The sequence below is a fragment of the Erwinia sp. AC075 genome, from assembly GCF_979253995.1.
On sequence record NZ_CEEDEU010000001.1, the window covers coordinates 3,622,907 to 3,639,148 of the forward strand.

Consider the following 16,242-nt stretch of genomic DNA (forward strand, 5'->3'; position numbering starts at 1 on the left):
TATCTGGTTGCATCAATGCCCCGCAGGTGAACTGCGGGGACATCTTCTGACTGCAACAAGGGGTCTGCCCGTGACAACAATTGTAAGTGTACGACGCAACGGCCAGGTAGTAATTGGCGGTGATGGCCAGGCTACCCTCGGCAACACCGTAATGAAAGGCAACGTCAAAAAAGTGCGTCGTCTCTATAACGACAAAGTCATTGCCGGTTTTGCTGGTGGGACCGCAGATGCCTTTACGCTATTTGAACTCTTCGAACGTAAGCTGGAAATGCATCAGGGCCACCTGGTGAAAGCGGCCGTTGAGTTAGCGAAAGACTGGCGTACCGACCGTATGCTGCGCAAGCTTGAAGCGCTGCTGGCGGTAGCCGATGAAAATGCCTCCCTGATTATTACCGGTAATGGCGACGTCATTCAGCCGGAAAACGATTTAATTGCCATTGGTTCTGGTGGTCCTTACGCGCAGGCTGCTGCCCGTGCGCTGTTGGAAAACACCGAAATCGGCGCACGTGACATCGTTGAAAAAGCGCTGGGTATTGCAGGCGACATCTGCATCTATACCAACCACAACCTCACCATCGAAGCATTACCGTCTAAAGCGTAAGGATCCCAACTATGTCCGAAATGACTCCGCGCGAGATCGTCAGCGAACTGAACAGATTTATCATTGGCCAGGATAATGCCAAGCGCGCCGTGGCGATCGCCTTGCGTAACCGCTGGCGTCGTATGCAGCTCGACGAAGAGCTGCGCCAAGAAGTGACGCCAAAAAACATTCTGATGATCGGCCCGACCGGTGTGGGTAAAACAGAAATTGCCCGCCGCCTGGCAAAACTCGCCAACGCGCCGTTTATCAAAGTCGAAGCGACCAAATTCACCGAAGTGGGTTATGTCGGTAAAGAAGTGGATTCCATCATCCGCGACCTGACCGATTCTGCACTGAAGATGGTGCGTTCTCAGGCGATTGAAAAAAATCGTTACCGCGCTGAAGAGATGGCGGAAGAACGCATTCTGGACGTGCTGATCCCACCGGCCAAGAACAACTGGGGCCAGTCTGAAGCGGAAGCCGCACCGTCTGCCGCCCGTCAGTCTTTCCGCAAAAAACTGCGTGAAGGCCAGTTGAACGACAAAGAGATTGAGATCGATCTGGCCTCTTCATCGATGGGCGTTGAAATCATGTCGCCTCCGGGCATGGAAGAGATGACCAATCAGCTGCAGTCGATGTTCCAGAACCTGGGTAACCAGAAGCAGAAGCCGCGTAAGCTGAAAATTCAGGAAGCGATGAAGCTGCTGATTGAAGAAGAAGCCGCCAAACTGGTCAATCCGGAAGAGCTTAAGCAGGAAGCGATCGACGCGGTTGAGCAGCACGGTATCGTCTTTATCGATGAAATCGACAAAGTCTGTAAGCGTGGCGAAAGCTCCGGCCCGGACGTTTCCCGCGAAGGCGTACAGCGCGACCTGCTGCCACTGGTGGAAGGCTGCACCGTATCCACCAAGCACGGCATGGTGAAAACAGACCACATTCTGTTTATCGCGTCGGGTGCGTTCCAGGTTGCCAGCCCGTCAGACCTGATCCCGGAACTGCAGGGTCGTCTGCCAATCCGCGTTGAGCTGCAGGCACTGACCACCCATGATTTCGAGCGCATTCTGACCGAGCCGAGTGCCTCCGTGACCGTGCAGTACAAAGCGCTGATGAAAACCGAAGGCGTGGATATTCACTTCACCGAAGACGGCATCAGCAAGATTGCCGCCGCCGCGTGGCAGGTGAATGAAACCGCCGAGAACATCGGCGCGCGCCGTCTGCATACGGTGCTGGAGCGTCTGATGGAAGATATCTCCTATGACGCCAGCGACCTCAACGGTCAGTCGTTTACCATTGATGCCGAGTATGTTGGAAAGCATCTGGACGAGCTGGTTGCAGACGAAGATTTGAGCCGCTTTATTCTGTAACCGCGCGGCGAAAATCGACCTATCAGGAGGCTTCGGCCTCCTTTTTTATTGCCTGAAATCCCTTCCCGGCGGCTGCATCCTTGACGTGGAATAACTCTCTGGCCCGTCGCAGACGCTACCATAGCGCGACGTCTTCCCTCAGCCAGGACCTGCCGCTATGACGGATAATCTGCACCCGATGACCGCAATATCTTCTTCCCGCGCCTGGCTGGAAAGCCTGCGTTTGCGCACGCTGCCGCTGGCCTGTGCCTCGGTGATGACCGGTTCCGCGCTGGCCTGGTGGCAGGGACATTTTAATGCGGGCACCGCCGTGCTGGCACTGCTCACCACCGCGCTACTGCAAATTCTGTCCAACCTGGCGAATGATTATGGTGATGCCCTGAAAGGCAGCGACACGCCGGCCCGCATCGGGCCACTGCGGGGCATGCAAAAAGGCGCGATTAGTCAGAAGCAGATGCGCAGTGCCCTGATCCTCACCGTGGCCTTGACGGTGATATCCGGCGTCGCGCTGGTGATCCGCGCCTGCCAGTCGGTAAACGATTTTTTGGGCTTTATTGCGCTGGGCGCGGTGGCGATCGTCGCCGCCATCGCTTACACCGTCGGCAAGAAACCCTATGGCTATTTAGGGTTGGGCGATGCGTCGGTATTAATTTTCTTCGGCTGGCTTGGGGTAATGGGCAGCTACTATCTTCAGGCCCATCAACTCTCCCTGCTACTGCTGTTACCTGCCACAGCCTGTGGGCTGATGGCGGTCGCGGTGCTTAACGTCAATAACATGCGCGATATTGAAAGCGACCAGCAGCATGGCAAGTTTACCCTGGCGGTGCGCTTAGGGGCGAGTGGCGCCAGGCGCTATCATCAGCTGATCCTCACCGCGGCCGTGCTGTGCTGCGCGGTTTTTGCCCTGCTCACTTCGCTGAATCTCGCCGGCTGGTTATTCCTGCTCTCCGCACCGTTGCTGTTCAGACAGGCCCGCTACATTACGCAGCAGCCTTCCGCCGTTGCCATGCGTCCTATGCTGGCGAAAACCGTGAAATCCGCCCTGTTACTCAACCTGCTTTTCTCGCTCGGGCTGGTCCTCAATTAACTGCGATGTGTTTGACTCATCGCAACTTTTAACAATTGATGATTTTGCCAACAGCGGCGAGAAAGCGATATACTTAGAGTTCCTGTGGCAAACAGACGAAACCCTTATGAAATATGATACTTCTGAACTCTGCGACATCTATCACGAAGATGTGAACGTCGTTGAACCGCTCTTTTCAAACTTCGGTGGCCGTACGTCGTTTGGCGGGCAAATCATCACGGTAAAATGTTTCGAGGACAACGGGCTGTTGTACGATCTGCTGGAGGAAAACGGGCGAGGTCGTGTGCTGCTGGTTGATGGCGGCGGTTCAGTGCGTCGTGCGCTGATTGATGCGGCGCTGGCCAGGCTGGCACTGCAGAACGAATGGGAAGGCATTGTGGTGTACGGTTCCGTACGTCAGGTTGACGATCTGGAAGAGCTGGATATTGGCATTCAGGCGATTGCTGCCATTCCGGTCGGTGCTGCGGGTGAAGGCATTGGCGAGAGCGATATTCGCGTCAACTTCGGTGGCGTCACTTTCTTCTCCGGCGATCATCTCTACGCCGACAACACTGGCATTATCCTTTCCGAAGATCCGCTCGATATCGAATAAAAAAAACGGGTGCCACTGGCACCCGTTTCTCTGCTGACCGTTAAATCAGACTTCTTCCATTTTTCCCAACAGGGCGCGCAAACGCTCCTGCCAGACAAGCTGCTCTTCTTTCAGGTGCTGGTTCTCACGCACCACTGATTCGCTATTCCCTGCAGCCTGCTGAACCTGCTGATTCAGGTTGTTGTTCTGCTCTTTCAGCTCTTCAATTTCCATCTGTAACAGGGTGATGGTATCAATCGCCTGTTGTACTTTCGCTTCCAGTTTCTCGAACACTTCAAATGACATTGTAAAAGACCTCTCCAAATCGCCAGGCGTTGATGTTGCCAGCCGCAGATCATGAGGGGATAAGCCGGGATTCCACGGATAACAACGCTTCCCCGATTGTAAGTAGACCCGCGCCCCAAGTCCAGTAGCGAACCCGCACAGGGTGCAGACTGTAACAATTTTCAGCATAGACCTGGAATCTGCAACATTACCCGCAGTATTTGCGGGGCTAATGTTAACGATTTGGGATAAAAATCACCAAATGGAAAATTGAAATGTTGTTTCAGGAAAGCAAAAAGACGCGAAAACGCTCATTTTTATGACACAGCACACAACTTTTGATTTCGCTATTTCTCGTTTATGCTCGTTAACGATAAATTTACATCAGCCCTACATAAGATTTGGGCGGCTCAGGGAGTGAGAAAAAAACGAAGTACAACATTAAACCTCGCCTTCAGGAAATGTCATCATGAGTCAGACAGCAACAAGCACGCTCAAAGGGCAGTGCATCGCCGAATTCCTTGGTGTCGCCACCATTATCTTCTTTGGTGCCGGCTGTGTCGCCGCCATGAAACTGGCTGGTGCAAGTTTTGGTCAGTGGGAAATCAGTATCATCTGGGGGATTGCCGTTGCGATGGCCATCTACCTCAGCGCCGCTATCTCCGGCGCGCATCTGAATCCTGCAGTGACCATTGCACTCTGCCTGTTCGCCAATTTCGAACGCCGTAAAGTTGTGCCGTACATTCTGGCACAAATCGCCGGTGCCTTCTGCTCCGCCGCACTGGTTTACGGTCTCTACTACAATCTGTTCTTTGATTACGAGCAATCGCATCAGATGGTGCGCGGCAGTATCGAGAGCCTCGATTTGGCTGGGATCTTCTCCACCTATCCAAATCCGCACATCGGCGTTGGCCAGGCCTTCCTGGTTGAAGCGGTGATCACCGCGGTGATGATGGGCCTGATTATGGCGCTGACCGATGACGGTAACGGCCTGCCTCGCGGTCCGATGGCTCCGCTGCTGATTGGCCTGCTGATTGCGGTAATCGGTGGCTCAATGGGTCCACTGACCGGCTTCGCACTGAACCCGGCGCGTGATTTCGGACCGAAACTCTTTGCCTGGCTTGCGGGTTGGGGTAACGTCGCCTTTACCGGTGGCCGTGATATCCCGTATTTCCTCGTGCCGATCTTTGGACCGATTGTGGGTGCCAGCCTGGGCGCAGTTGGCTATCGCTATCTGATTGCCCGTAACCTGCCTGGCGCAGCTGTAGTAAAGAAAGACGAGAAGACGATAGCGCGTGCTGAGCAGCGTAAAGCGTAAGTGCTAACCCTTTACACCATCAGGAATGAATTATGACCATAGAAAAAAAATACATTGTCGCGCTCGATCAGGGGACGACCAGCTCTCGTGCCGTGATCCTGGATCATGACTCCAACATCGTTGCCGTCTCCCAGCGCGAATTTCAGCAAATTTATCCTAAGCCCGGCTGGGTTGAGCATGACCCGATGGATATCTGGGCTTCCCAGAGCTCCACGCTGGTAGAAGTGCTGGCGCATGCCGATATTCGTTCAGACGAGATTGCCGCGATCGGTATCACCAACCAGCGTGAAACCACCATTATCTGGGACAAAGAGACCGGCAAGCCGATCTACAACGCTATCGTCTGGCAGGATCCGCGCACCGCTGACTACTGTGCAAAACTGAAAAAAGAAGGGCTGGAAGAGTATATCCAGCACACCACCGGCCTGGTGATTAATCCTTACTTCTCCGGTACCAAGGTGAAGTGGATCCTCGACCACGTGGAAGGCTCACGCGATCGTGCGAAACGTGGCGAGCTGCTGTTCGGTACGGTTGACTCCTGGCTAGTGTGGAAAATGACGCAGGGACGGGTGCACATCACCGATTACACCAACGCCTCGCGTACCATGATGTTTAACATCCACAAGCTGGAGTGGGATCAGCGCATGTTGGATATCCTCGATATCCCGCGTGAAATGCTGCCAGAAGTGAAATCGTCTTCTGAAGTGTACGGCCAGACCAACATTGGTGGTAAAGGCGGTACGCGTATTCCAATCGCCGGTATCGCCGGTGACCAGCAGGCGGCGCTGTACGGCCAGATGTGTGTTCAGCCGGGTATGGCAAAAAATACCTACGGCACCGGCTGCTTTATGTTAATGAACACCGGTACCGAAGCGGTGACCTCAACCAACGGCCTGTTGACCACCATCGCCTGTGGCCCACGCGGTGAAGTGAACTACGCACTGGAAGGCGCGGTATTTATCGGCGGTGCCTCTATCCAGTGGCTGCGCGATGAGATGAAACTGATCGGCGATGCAACCGACTCCGAGTACTTTGCGACTAAGGTGAAGGACAGCAACGGCGTTTATATGGTGCCTGCCTTTACCGGCCTGGGTGCTCCTTACTGGGACCCGTATGCCCGTGGCGCGATCTTCGGCCTGACGCGCGGTGCGAATGCTAACCACATCATCCGTGCCACGCTGGAGTCGATTGCTTATCAGACGCGTGACGTGTTGGAAGCAATGCAGATCGATGCCAATACCCGCCTGCAGTCTCTGCGTGTGGATGGTGGTGCGGTTGCCAACAACTTCCTGATGCAGTTCCAGTCCGACATTCTGGGTACGCGTGTTGAGCGCCCTGAAGTGCTGGAAGTGACCGCGTTAGGTTCAGCGTACCTGGCTGGCCTGGCCGTCGGTTTCTGGTCAGATCTGGATGAAGTGCGTGAAAAAGCGGTGATTGAGCGTGAGTTCCGCCCAAGCATCGAAACCACTCAGCGTAACTACCTCTATGCCGGCTGGAAAAAAGCCGTTTCTCGCGCCCAGGCGTGGGAAGATCAGGACGACTCGTAAGTCTGAAAATTGCCCGTGGCCTCCCGGCTACGGGCTTTTCCCCCTCCCCCGCTTCCCCGCTGTGATAAACTTTCCGCCTCAACATTTCCCGAGGCCAATCATGAAACGAGAACTCGCCATTGAATTTTCACGCGTAACGGAAGCCGCTGCTCTGGCAGGCTACAAGTGGCTGGGACGCGGTGACAAAAACGCCGCAGACGGTGCTGCCGTCCACGCCATGCGCATCATGCTGAACAAAGTGAACATTGACGGCCAGATCGTCATTGGCGAGGGCGAGATTGATGAAGCCCCGATGTTATATATCGGCGAGAAGGTCGGCAGCGGCGAGGGTGATGCGGTAGATATCGCCGTCGATCCGATTGAAGGCACCCGCATGACCGCGATGGGCCAGCCTAATGCGCTGGCGGTGCTGGCGGTTGGCGATAAGGGCACCTTCCTGAATGCGCCCGATATGTATATGGAAAAACTGATTGTCGGGCCCGGCGCGAAAGGCGCAATCGATCTGGCTTTGCCACTCGAAGAGAATCTGCAGCGCGTCGCTGAGGCGCTGCGCAAGCCGCTGTCTGAACTGACCGTCACCATTCTGGCGAAGCCCCGTCACGATGCCGTGATTGCCCAGCTACAGCAGCTTGGCGTGCGGATTTTTGCCATTCCCGATGGCGATGTTGCGGCATCGATCCTGACCTGTATGCCAGACAGTGAAGTGGATGTGATGTACGGCATCGGCGGCGCACCTGAAGGCGTGATCTCGGCGGCGGTGATCCGGGCGATGGATGGCGATATGCAAGGCCGCCTGCTGGCGCGTCATGATGTCAAAGGCGACACGCCGGAGAACCGCGCGCTCGGCGAGCAGGAGCTGAAACGCTGTCAGGAAATGGGCATCGAAGCCGGCAAGGTTTTACGTCTGGACGAGATGGCGCGTAACGATAACGTGATTTTCTCGGCAACCGGCATCACCAGCGGCGACCTGCTGAAGGGCATCACCCGCAACGGCAATATCGCGACCACTGAAACGCTGCTGGTTCGCGGCAAATCCCGCACCATTCGCCGTATTCAGTCGATTCACTACCTCGATCGCAAAGATGAAAATCTGCACCCGTTTATTCTGTAACGCTTAAGTTGTCCGGTTCTGTGGACAACTAAAAACGGCCCCGGCAGCAGTGTTGCTGGCAGGGCCGTTTTTTTATGTGCGGCAGTCGCGATTATACCGCCATCGGCTCCGGACGGCGGGAAAGCGGCAGCCAGCACAGCAGGATCAGCAGCGCCATCGCCGACATCAGCATACCCAGGCTGAACTGCCCGGTCTGCGGCAACAGGGCGGAAAGCCATGCAGCCAGACCCGATCCCAGATTCTGCATTCCTCCTAACAACGCCCCCGCGGTCCCGGCCATATAAGGCCAGGGCTCCATCGCGCCGGTTGTTGCCAGCGGAAACAGCATCCCGGCCCCAAAGAAGAACACCGCCGCCGGCACGATCAGCGTCCAGATGGTCATCACCCCAAACCAGCCGGGGATCCACATCAACGCCCCGGCCAGCATGCAGCTGTTCACTGACCACCACATCAACTGCGGGAAAGGTCGGTTATCGCGCCCGGCAAACCAGGCACCAAAGAAGGCCGCCGGGATTGGCAGAATAAACAGCAGGCTGACGGTCAAGCTGTTCAGGCCCAACACGCCGCCCATCAACACGCCACAGCTGGCCTCAAACACCGCGATGCCGCCCAACGCCCCCATCAGCATAATCAGGTAGCGAATAAAGGTGCCATCCGCCAGCAGCGGGCGATAGCGCGAAAATAACCGGCGTTTCTCAACCGGTGCGGGACGCGTCTCCGGTAACCAGCGCAGCATCGCGGTACCTACGCAGAAACACAGCAGCAGCAGGAAAGCAAAACAGGCCTGCCAGCCAAACAGATGCGTCAGCAGCGCGCCAATCACCGGTGCCACCAGCGGGCTGACCAGGATACCCATATTCAGCAGGCTGTTTGCCAGCCTTAACGTGCTGCCGGCATACAGATCGCGCGGCATGGTTCGGGCCATCACGCCCGCTACGCCGGTGCCCAGTCCCTGAATCGCGCTGCCGAGCACCAGCAGATCGAAGGTGGCCGCATTGAGCGCCACCAGGGTACCCACGCAGAAAATCGCCAGACCGGCGAGGATCACCGGGCGGCGGCCGATATTGTCGGACAACGGCCCATACAACAGCTGGGAGCCGCCATAGGTCATCAGGTACGCCGCCATCACCCGTTGTACCGCGCCATCCCGGACGTTAAACGCCTCGGCAATGGTCGCCATCGCCGGGACATAGATGGTCTGCGCCATCTGCCCCACCGCCACCAGCGCGATCAGCATCAGCAACAGATGCCCGTTTTCAATTTTTCTCATTTCAGTCAGCACATTTATCGGCGTTACTCACTTAATTCAGCAATAACGCCAGCAGGAGGGAGTGTTATGCCGGGGAAAATATCAGGATTCGATGACAAAGCGAGAGGCAGGCTGAAAATGGTCAGGCATCCACTGTCAGAGAAAGCAGGCAGCAGCGTAAATCTATCTGTACGTTATAGTGTTTACAGGTGCGGACAATTTGTCGATACGAGCTTTGTCACCGACTGACACTGGAAAATCAGCCGCTGAGTGGAGAAGATACCGCTACGCCACCTTGCCCTTACCCCCGAATAAAGGAGTTATTTATGGCCGAATGGGTTAACGCCAGCATCAAACAGGTCAACGATTTTACCGACAGTTTATTCAGCCTGATCGTTACCGCCCCCATCGACCCGTTTACTGCCGGTCAGTTTGCCAAGCTGGCGCTGGAAATTGACGGAGAGCGCGTGCAGCGGGCTTACTCCTTTGTTAATGCCCCGAGCGATAACAATCTTGAGTTCTATCTGGTCACCGTGCCGGAAGGCAAACTCAGCCCGCGTCTGCATGCCCTGAAGCCAGGCGACGAAGTGATGATCACCAAAGAATCGGCCGGATTTTTTGTGGTGGATGAGGTCCCGGAATGCAAAACGCTGTGGATGCTGGCAACCGGCACCGCCATCGGTCCCTACCTGTCGATTTTGCAGGAAGGCAAAGGCCTGGCGCGCTTTGAGAATATCGTGCTGGTTCATGCCGCCCGCTATGCCCAGGATCTGAGCTACCTTCCGCTGATGCAGCAGCTGCAGCAGCGTTATAACGGCCAGCTACGCATCCAGACCGTGGTCAGCCGCGAAGAGATTACCGGTTCACTGACCGGCCGCGTCCCGGCGCTGATTGAGAGCGGTGAGCTGGAATCCGCCGTTGGCCTGCCAATGAATGCTGAAGACAGCCACGTCATGCTGTGCGGCAATCCGCAAATGGTCAGAGACACCCAACAGCTGTTGAAAGAGACCCGCGAGATGCGCAAGCACCTGAAACGTAAGCCCGGCCATATGACCGCCGAGCATTACTGGTAATCAGGCGCCCTGCGACGTAAATAGTTCACCGGGCTGGCCGCTTTACCAAAGCGGTTCTCGCCCGGCGTGCCGCGAAAGGTGCCGAGTTCCAGCGTCATGGTCACCAGGATCAGGGTTGGAATAAAGCATCCCAACGCCCACTGCCAGCTGGCCGGTAACATATCCCAGTCACGCGCCAGTAATACCCAGGCAACCACCAACAGCAGCGCCCAGTAGCCGGTTTTATTGCGATCATGCAGGCGTTTCACCACCACCGCACCGGTCGGCCATAGCAGACAAACCACGCAAAAAGCCGCAGTTTGTGTCGACATAAATCCCCGGTCGGCCAGCCAGAACAGCACCACCATCAGTGCCAGCCACAGCGTCAGCCAGACCCACAGATCCCGGCGTCCTATTCGGCCCCGCCAGGAAAAACACCACGCTTGTAAGGTCATTTTTATCCCCCAGAACAGCGTCAGGCTTTGACTTTGCCGGTCATTGTCCGTTCTAATCTTGAGCTGAATTTATTGGTTAGGGCTGACGGTATGAATAAAGCGATTTTTCTGGGCATCACGTTACTGCTAACGCTTACGGCGGCAAGAGCAGAAGACGCCCCTGTTGCGCAGGATCGTACTGAACACCTGCCTGCCGCGCCTTATCTTCAGGCGGGATCGCCCACCTTTGATATGACTATCGGCCAGTTTCGCGAAAAGTATAATGCTATCTACCCAACGTTACAGATTGCTGAATATCGCGCCATCGACAACCGTGGGGACAAAAGTAATTTGACCCGCGCCGCCAGCAAGATCAATGAAAATCTGTACGCGTCGACCGCCCTTGAGCAAGGGACCGGTAAGATCAAAACGTTACAGATAACCTGGCTACCGGTTCCCGGTCCGGATCAGAAGGAAGCGCAGGATAAAGCCCGTGCGTACATGGCCGCCATGGAGCGTTTTTTCGAGCCGACGCTTAACGAAGCGCAAAGCCTGAAACGGCTGGATGATGTGCTGAGCAAAGGGAAAGGATCGCGCTATTACACTCAGGATGAGGGCGCGGTGCGCTACATCGTGGCGGACAATGGCGACAAGGGTCTGACCTTCGCCATCGAGCCGATTAAACTCGCGCTGGCCACCAACTGACCGTCCGCAAAGATGACGAAAAGCAAAGCCTTTCGTGTTTTTGATCTCTATACTGTCTGGCAGACAACGCTGCCAAGGCAGGGTAATTTAACAGCATCGCGCTAAGCGTGGAGGATATAATGCGACATCCGTTAGTAATGGGTAACTGGAAACTGAACGGCAGCAAGCATATGGTCAACGAACTGATTGCCGGCCTGCGTACAGAGCTGAGCAATGTTGACGGCTGCGGCGTAGCCATTGCCCCTCCGGTGATGTATCTGGATCTGGCGAAACACGCTATTTCTGGCAGCCATATCGCCCTTGGCGCGCAGAATGTGGGTGTGAACCTGTCTGGTGCGTTTACCGGTGAAATTTCTGCCGACATGCTGAAAGACGTTGGCGCGAAATACATCATTATCGGCCACTCTGAGCGTCGTACTTACCACAAAGAGAGCGACGAGTTCGTGGCTGAGCAGTTTGCCGTGCTGAAAGCAGCCGGTCTGATCCCTGTGCTGTGCATCGGTGAAACCGAAGCAGAAAACGAAGCGGGTAAAACCGAAGAAGTCTGCGCACGTCAGATCGACGCGGTGCTGAACACTCAGGGCGCTGACGCGTTCAACGGTGTGGTTATTGCTTACGAGCCAGTATGGGCGATCGGTACCGGTAAATCGGCGACTCCAGCTCAGGCCCAGGCGGTTCACAAATTCATTCGTGGCCATATTGCCAAAAAAGATGAAGCCGTTGCCGCTCAGGTTATCATTCAGTACGGCGGTTCTGTTAACGACAAGAACGCCGCTGAACTGTTTGCTCAGCCGGACATCGACGGTGCGCTGGTTGGCGGCGCATCACTGAAAGCAGATGCTTTCGCGGTGATCGTTAAAGCAGCTGCAGCAGCGAAAAACGCCTGATGCTCTGCCTCCTGCGCTGGTCACAGCGCAGGATATTTTCCCCTTCAGCCACACTGCTCGACCAACATTTTTAATCTCAGCGCACTGCTTTCAAATCCCCCTTTCGGCATATTGGTCACGCTAAGCACTAAGCCATAACGACGCCGTTCTGCACACTGATACCAGACGGAAAGCGCCGTTGGCGCCATGCCCCAGGCAAGCGCTTCGCGCGCGATCACGCTGTCCCGCGTGCCAGCAGGCAATTCAATGACCACGCCGAGTGCCGCACGGGTCACCGACGGGAAATGCGGTCGCAAAGCCTGCAACATATTCTCCAGCCGCTCCGCGTACAGCCGTTTCATGCGCCGTAAATGCCGCATAAAATGCCCTTCCCGTAAAAATTCAGCCACCGCATTGTGCAGCACAAAGGAGGAGGCTGGAGACAGTAAAGCCGTGACGTCGCCAAAGCGGCTCGCCAGCCTTTCAGGCACCACCAGATAGCCTAAACGCAGTGAAGGGCTGAGGTTCTTACTGAAGGTGCCAATATGCAGCACGCGCTCGGTATCCAGTGAAGCCATTGCCGGTGCCGCCCGGCCATCAAGCTGGAGTTCCCCCAGATAGTCATCTTCGACAATCAGGCCATCGGTTTGCTGCGCCCACTGGATCAGCTCGCTCCTGCGCGCCAGAGAAAGCGTCATGCCCAGCGGCGCCTGCTGGCCTGGCGTCACCAGCGCGATCCGCGCTTCAGGCGCCAGCCGTTTGCCTTCATCCACCCGTATCCCTTCGCTGTCCACCGAAATGCCCACCGGCGTCACGCCGGCCATTTCCAGCGCCTTGCGTGCCAGCAGGTAGCCGGGATCTTCAATCCACGCCTGCTGGTCCCGCAGACCCAGGGTCAGGCAAATCAGTCCGAGCGCGCCCGCATAGCCGTTGGTGATCATGATTTGCGATGCCTGGCAACGAATGCCACGCGTCATCGCCAGATAGCTGACCAACTGTTCCCGCAGAATTACGCTGCCTCGGGGATCGGGATAGCCAACCGGCCGCGTCGCCATCTCGCGGGCGTGGCGGGTGAGAATGCGCGACCAGACTTTAGCCGGGAATGCGTCATCCGCCGGTACGCCCATCTGGAAGGTGAGCGGCGCTAAATCGAAGTCGTGAATAATGTCGAACAGTGGCGACATCACTTTTTGCCGGGCGCCAGGCTTCGAGGTAACCGGCAGCTGTGCCGCGACAAAGGTGCCCGCCGCGCCCTTCGCCACCAGCAACTGGCTGTCTACCAGCATATCGTAGGCATGGCGAACGGTTCCTCTTGCCACCCCAAGCTGAGCCGCAAGATCCCGGCAGGATGCCACGCGCGCGCCAGCCACCAGCCGACCTTCCCGGATAGCGGCGGTCACCTCATCGCGGATCTGCTCGCTGAGCGTCAGTTCCCCTCGTCGTGAGAGCGCAATCTGCACGGCAGATGGACCACTGTTTTTGTCAATTCCTGGCACTTTTACTGTCCCATCGAAGAAGAGAGAATCATCGCCAGCGGGGCTATTCAGCCCCTCACCTGCACCAGACCATTAAAGGAAAGAAAAATGAGCGAACGTATCGATTACACCCAGGTTGCCCCGGCTGGCATGAAAGCGCTCGGCGGCGTCTACAACTATGTAGCGCAATGCGGCCTGCCACAAGATCTGATCGAGTTGGTTTTCCTGCGCGTATCGGAAATCAATGGCTGCGCATACTGCATTGATATGCATACCAAAGCATTGCACAAAGGGGGCCTGCCGTGGGACAAAATTGTGCTGACCCAGGTCTGGCGGGAAGCGGGCGACTGGTTCACCTCGCGTGAGAAAGCAGCGCTGGCATGGGCAGAGTCACTAACCTTGATTGCCCAATCCCACGCACCGGATGCGGTCTTCGCGGAGGTTGAGGCGGCGTTCAGTGAAAAAGAGATCAGCGATATGACCATCGCCATTGGGCTGATGAATGCCTATAACCGCCTGGCGATCAGCCACCGTAAACTGCCTGACAGTGCCCCGCGCTAATGTTAAAAAGCTAAACGCGCTGCCAAAAAAAATGATCCCGCACCTGTACGGCTAAAAAGCGCGAGCCGCTGGGGACCCGGTGCCCTCACATAACCTAAGTCGCTGATTATAAAATAGCTCTCCTGCTCTCACTTCCTCCGACCGCGCCACCCTCACGGCGCGGTATCAATGTTACTAATTTCGTTTGATTTTTCATTCTCATTTTTAATCTTTAAACAATTTTTTAATTGACTGGTAACAATGGTATATTTCTATCGCTTTAACCATTTTCAATACATTCGTTTTAATGTGTGAATTTGCTTAAAAATTACCCTGGAAAAACGAGACAGCAAAACGCGCTCCTCAGAAGCCGAAACTGTTTCACCTGCTTACCATGTTGATGATTCAACATACGGAGAAGTCGCCCTCATGCGAAATTTAGCAGTACGCCTGGCTGGCTGGTTCAACGCAATAAGTTTGGCAAAATCGGTAACGGCTGAAGAAGAGAAAAATGACGTCGATGTGTTGTTGATCGGCGGCGGAATCATGAGCGCCACGCTCGGCACCTATTTACAGGAGCTTGAGCCCACATGGCGTCTTGGCATGGTTGAACGTCTGGACAGCATCGCTGAAGAGAGTTCAAACGGCTGGAACAATGCAGGCACGGGCCATTCCGCGCTGGCAGAGATGAACTACACCCCGGAAAAAAGCGACGGCTCGATTGAGATCAAAAAGGCCGTGGAAATCAATGAATCCTTCCAGATTTCCCGCCAGTTCTGGGCGTATCAGGTGCAAAAAGGCAACCTGCAAAACCCGCGCAGCTTTATCAACAGCGTGCCGCACATGAGCTTTGTCTGGGGCGAAGACAATGTCGAATTCCTGAAAAAACGCTTTGAAGCCTTGCAGAAAAGCACGCTGTTCCGTGGCATGGAATATTCAGAAGATGCGGAAAAAGTCAGGGAGTGGGTGCCGTTGATGATGGAAGGTCGCGAAGCGACTGACCGCGTTGCCGCAACCCGTATTCTGACCGGTACCGACGTCAACTTCGGCGAAATCACCCATCAACTGGTGAATTCACTGCAGAAGAGCCCGCAATTCTCGCTCAAAACCAGTCACGAAGTGCGCGATATCAAGCGTAACGAAGACGGTAGCTGGAGCGTGACCCTCGCCGACCTGAAAAACAACGGTCAGGAAAAAACGCTGCGCGCCAAATATGTCTTTATCGGCGCGGGCGGCGCGGGCCTGACGCTGTTGCAGAAATCGGGCATCCCGGAAGTGAAAGACTATGCCGGCTTCCCGGTGGGCGGCGAGTTCCTGGTCTCCGAAAACCCGGACGTGGTGAAGCGTCATCTGGCGAAAGTCTATGGCAAAGCGTCCGTAGGCGCACCGCCGATGTCGGTTCCGCATCTGGATACGCGGATGCTGGATGGTAAACAGACGCTGCTGTTTGGTCCGTTCGCCACCTTCTCCACCAAGTTCCTGAAGCAGGGTTCGCTGTTGGATATGTTTGGCTCGCTGACCTCTTCCAACATTAAGCCGATGCTGCACGTTGGCCTGAGCAACTTCGATCTGGTGAAATACCTGGTGGGTCAGGTGATGCTGACCGATGACGATCGCCTGAAGGCACTTCAGGAGTACTTCCCGGAAGCCAGAAAGGAAGACTGGCGTCTGGTGAAGGCCGGTCAGCGCGTGCAGATCATCAAGAAAGATGCGGATAAAGGTGGCGTGCTGAAACTCGGTACCGAGGTGGTGACGTCTCAGGATGGCACCATCTCCGCTCTGCTGGGTGCGTCTCCGGGCGCGTCAACCGCTGCGCCAATCATGATCGATCTGATGGCCAAAGTGTTTGAGGATCGCTTCTCATCGATTGAGTGGCAGGCGAAGCTGAAAATGATGATCCCATCGTATGGCAGGAAGCTGAACGGCAACGTGGCGGCGACCGAGAAAGAGCTGGCGGAAACCAGTCGTGTTCTGCAGTTGGAATATACCCCAACCTCAGCCGCGAACGATGAAGCAGAAGAAGCCAATGCGGCGGTAATCGGTAAGTAATTACTGGCC

16 protein-coding genes are annotated in these 16,242 nt (G+C 55.7%); 12 read left to right on the forward strand and 4 right to left on the reverse strand.

All coding sequences use genetic code 11. The annotated features are described in order from the left end of the window. Positions 1-70 precede the first annotated feature (70 nt). The 4 genes from hslV (at position 71) to rraA (ending at position 3,623) form a co-directional block, all read left to right on the forward strand. Entirely contained in the window at positions 71-601 is a 531-nt protein-coding gene (gene hslV / locus AC0IXH_RS17030; protein WP_013200194.1) for an ATP-dependent protease subunit HslV, read from the forward strand. Positions 602-612: 11 nt separating this feature from the next. Beyond that, positions 613-1,944, forward strand: a complete 1,332-nt coding sequence (gene hslU, locus AC0IXH_RS17035) for an HslU--HslV peptidase ATPase subunit (RefSeq protein ID WP_346596231.1) — start codon at positions 613-615, stop codon at positions 1,942-1,944. 157 nt (positions 1,945-2,101) lie between these two features. Beyond that, positions 2,102-3,031 carry a 1,4-dihydroxy-2-naphthoate polyprenyltransferase gene (locus AC0IXH_RS17040; protein ID WP_471720743.1) on the forward strand — a complete coding sequence of 310 codons (930 nt, stop codon included), beginning with the start codon at positions 2,102-2,104 and terminating at the stop codon, positions 3,029-3,031. A gap of 106 nt (positions 3,032-3,137) precedes the next feature. Further along, complete coding sequence (gene rraA / locus AC0IXH_RS17045) at positions 3,138-3,623, forward strand: ribonuclease E activity regulator RraA (RefSeq protein WP_013200191.1); 486 nt, start codon at positions 3,138-3,140, stop codon at positions 3,621-3,623. 45 nt (positions 3,624-3,668) lie between these two features. Here the strand turns inward: rraA and zapB are convergent, their stop codons facing one another. Beyond that, positions 3,669-3,908 (reverse strand): cell division protein ZapB, encoded by a 240-nt coding sequence (gene zapB / locus AC0IXH_RS17050; RefSeq protein ID WP_013200190.1) that lies wholly within the window; start codon positions 3,906-3,908, stop codon positions 3,669-3,671. Between the two features lie 448 nt (positions 3,909-4,356). Between zapB and AC0IXH_RS17055 the strand changes: the two genes are divergently transcribed. The 3 genes from AC0IXH_RS17055 to glpX all read left to right on the forward strand — a co-directional run bounded on the left by AC0IXH_RS17055 (position 4,357) and on the right by glpX (position 7,863). Next, a complete protein-coding gene (locus AC0IXH_RS17055) occupies positions 4,357-5,205 on the forward strand; it encodes an MIP/aquaporin family protein (protein ID WP_013200189.1) in 849 nt (282 codons plus the stop codon). Between the two features lie 32 nt (positions 5,206-5,237). After that, a complete protein-coding gene (gene glpK, locus AC0IXH_RS17060; RefSeq protein WP_013200188.1) occupies positions 5,238-6,752 on the forward strand; it encodes a glycerol kinase GlpK in 1,515 nt (504 codons plus the stop codon). 100 nt (positions 6,753-6,852) lie between these two features. Next, a complete protein-coding gene (gene glpX / locus AC0IXH_RS17065) occupies positions 6,853-7,863 on the forward strand; it encodes a class II fructose-bisphosphatase (RefSeq protein ID WP_471720744.1) in 1,011 nt (336 codons plus the stop codon). A 91-nt stretch (positions 7,864-7,954) separates the two neighbouring features. On the opposite strand, the gene emrD is transcribed toward glpX, so the two are convergent. Beyond that, on the reverse strand, positions 7,955-9,133 hold the full coding sequence (emrD, locus tag AC0IXH_RS17070; protein WP_471720745.1) for a multidrug efflux MFS transporter EmrD: 1,179 nt from the start codon (positions 9,131-9,133) through the stop codon (positions 7,955-7,957). A 305-nt stretch (positions 9,134-9,438) separates the two neighbouring features. Between emrD and fpr the strand changes: the two genes are divergently transcribed. Continuing rightward, positions 9,439-10,185, forward strand: coding sequence for a ferredoxin--NADP(+) reductase (fpr, locus tag AC0IXH_RS17075; RefSeq protein WP_013200185.1), 747 nt, complete (start codon positions 9,439-9,441; stop codon positions 10,183-10,185). Here the strand turns inward: fpr and AC0IXH_RS17080 are convergent. Continuing rightward, on the reverse strand, positions 10,176-10,619 hold the full coding sequence (locus tag AC0IXH_RS17080) for a DUF805 domain-containing protein (RefSeq protein WP_471720746.1): 444 nt from the start codon (positions 10,617-10,619) through the stop codon (positions 10,176-10,178). The two genes, fpr and AC0IXH_RS17080, sit on opposite strands and share 10 nt — an antisense overlap. A gap of 90 nt (positions 10,620-10,709) precedes the next feature. Here AC0IXH_RS17080 and AC0IXH_RS17085 point away from each other — a divergent pair, with 90 nt between their 5' ends. Together AC0IXH_RS17085 and tpiA are read left to right on the forward strand one after the other, a co-directional pair. Further along, a complete protein-coding gene (locus tag AC0IXH_RS17085; RefSeq protein WP_151038583.1) occupies positions 10,710-11,303 on the forward strand; it encodes a DUF1454 family protein in 594 nt (197 codons plus the stop codon). A 119-nt stretch (positions 11,304-11,422) separates the two neighbouring features. Continuing rightward, the gene (tpiA, locus tag AC0IXH_RS17090; RefSeq protein WP_013200182.1) at positions 11,423-12,190 is read left to right on the forward strand and encodes a triose-phosphate isomerase; all 768 of its coding nucleotides are present in this window, start codon (positions 11,423-11,425) and stop codon (positions 12,188-12,190) included. A 44-nt stretch (positions 12,191-12,234) separates the two neighbouring features. Here the strand turns inward: tpiA and pdxR are convergent, their stop codons facing one another. After that, complete coding sequence (gene pdxR / locus AC0IXH_RS17095; protein ID WP_471720747.1) at positions 12,235-13,665, reverse strand: MocR-like pyridoxine biosynthesis transcription factor PdxR; 1,431 nt, start codon at positions 13,663-13,665, stop codon at positions 12,235-12,237. Between the two features lie 87 nt (positions 13,666-13,752). Here pdxR and AC0IXH_RS17100 point away from each other — a divergent pair, with 87 nt between their 5' ends. Both AC0IXH_RS17100 and mqo read left to right on the forward strand, forming a co-directional pair. Continuing rightward, a complete protein-coding gene (locus tag AC0IXH_RS17100; RefSeq protein WP_013200180.1) occupies positions 13,753-14,205 on the forward strand; it encodes a carboxymuconolactone decarboxylase family protein in 453 nt (150 codons plus the stop codon). A gap of 408 nt (positions 14,206-14,613) precedes the next feature. Then, on the forward strand, positions 14,614-16,233 hold the full coding sequence (gene mqo, locus AC0IXH_RS17105; RefSeq protein WP_471720748.1) for a malate dehydrogenase (quinone): 1,620 nt from the start codon (positions 14,614-14,616) through the stop codon (positions 16,231-16,233). Positions 16,234-16,242: the final 9 nt, after the last annotated feature.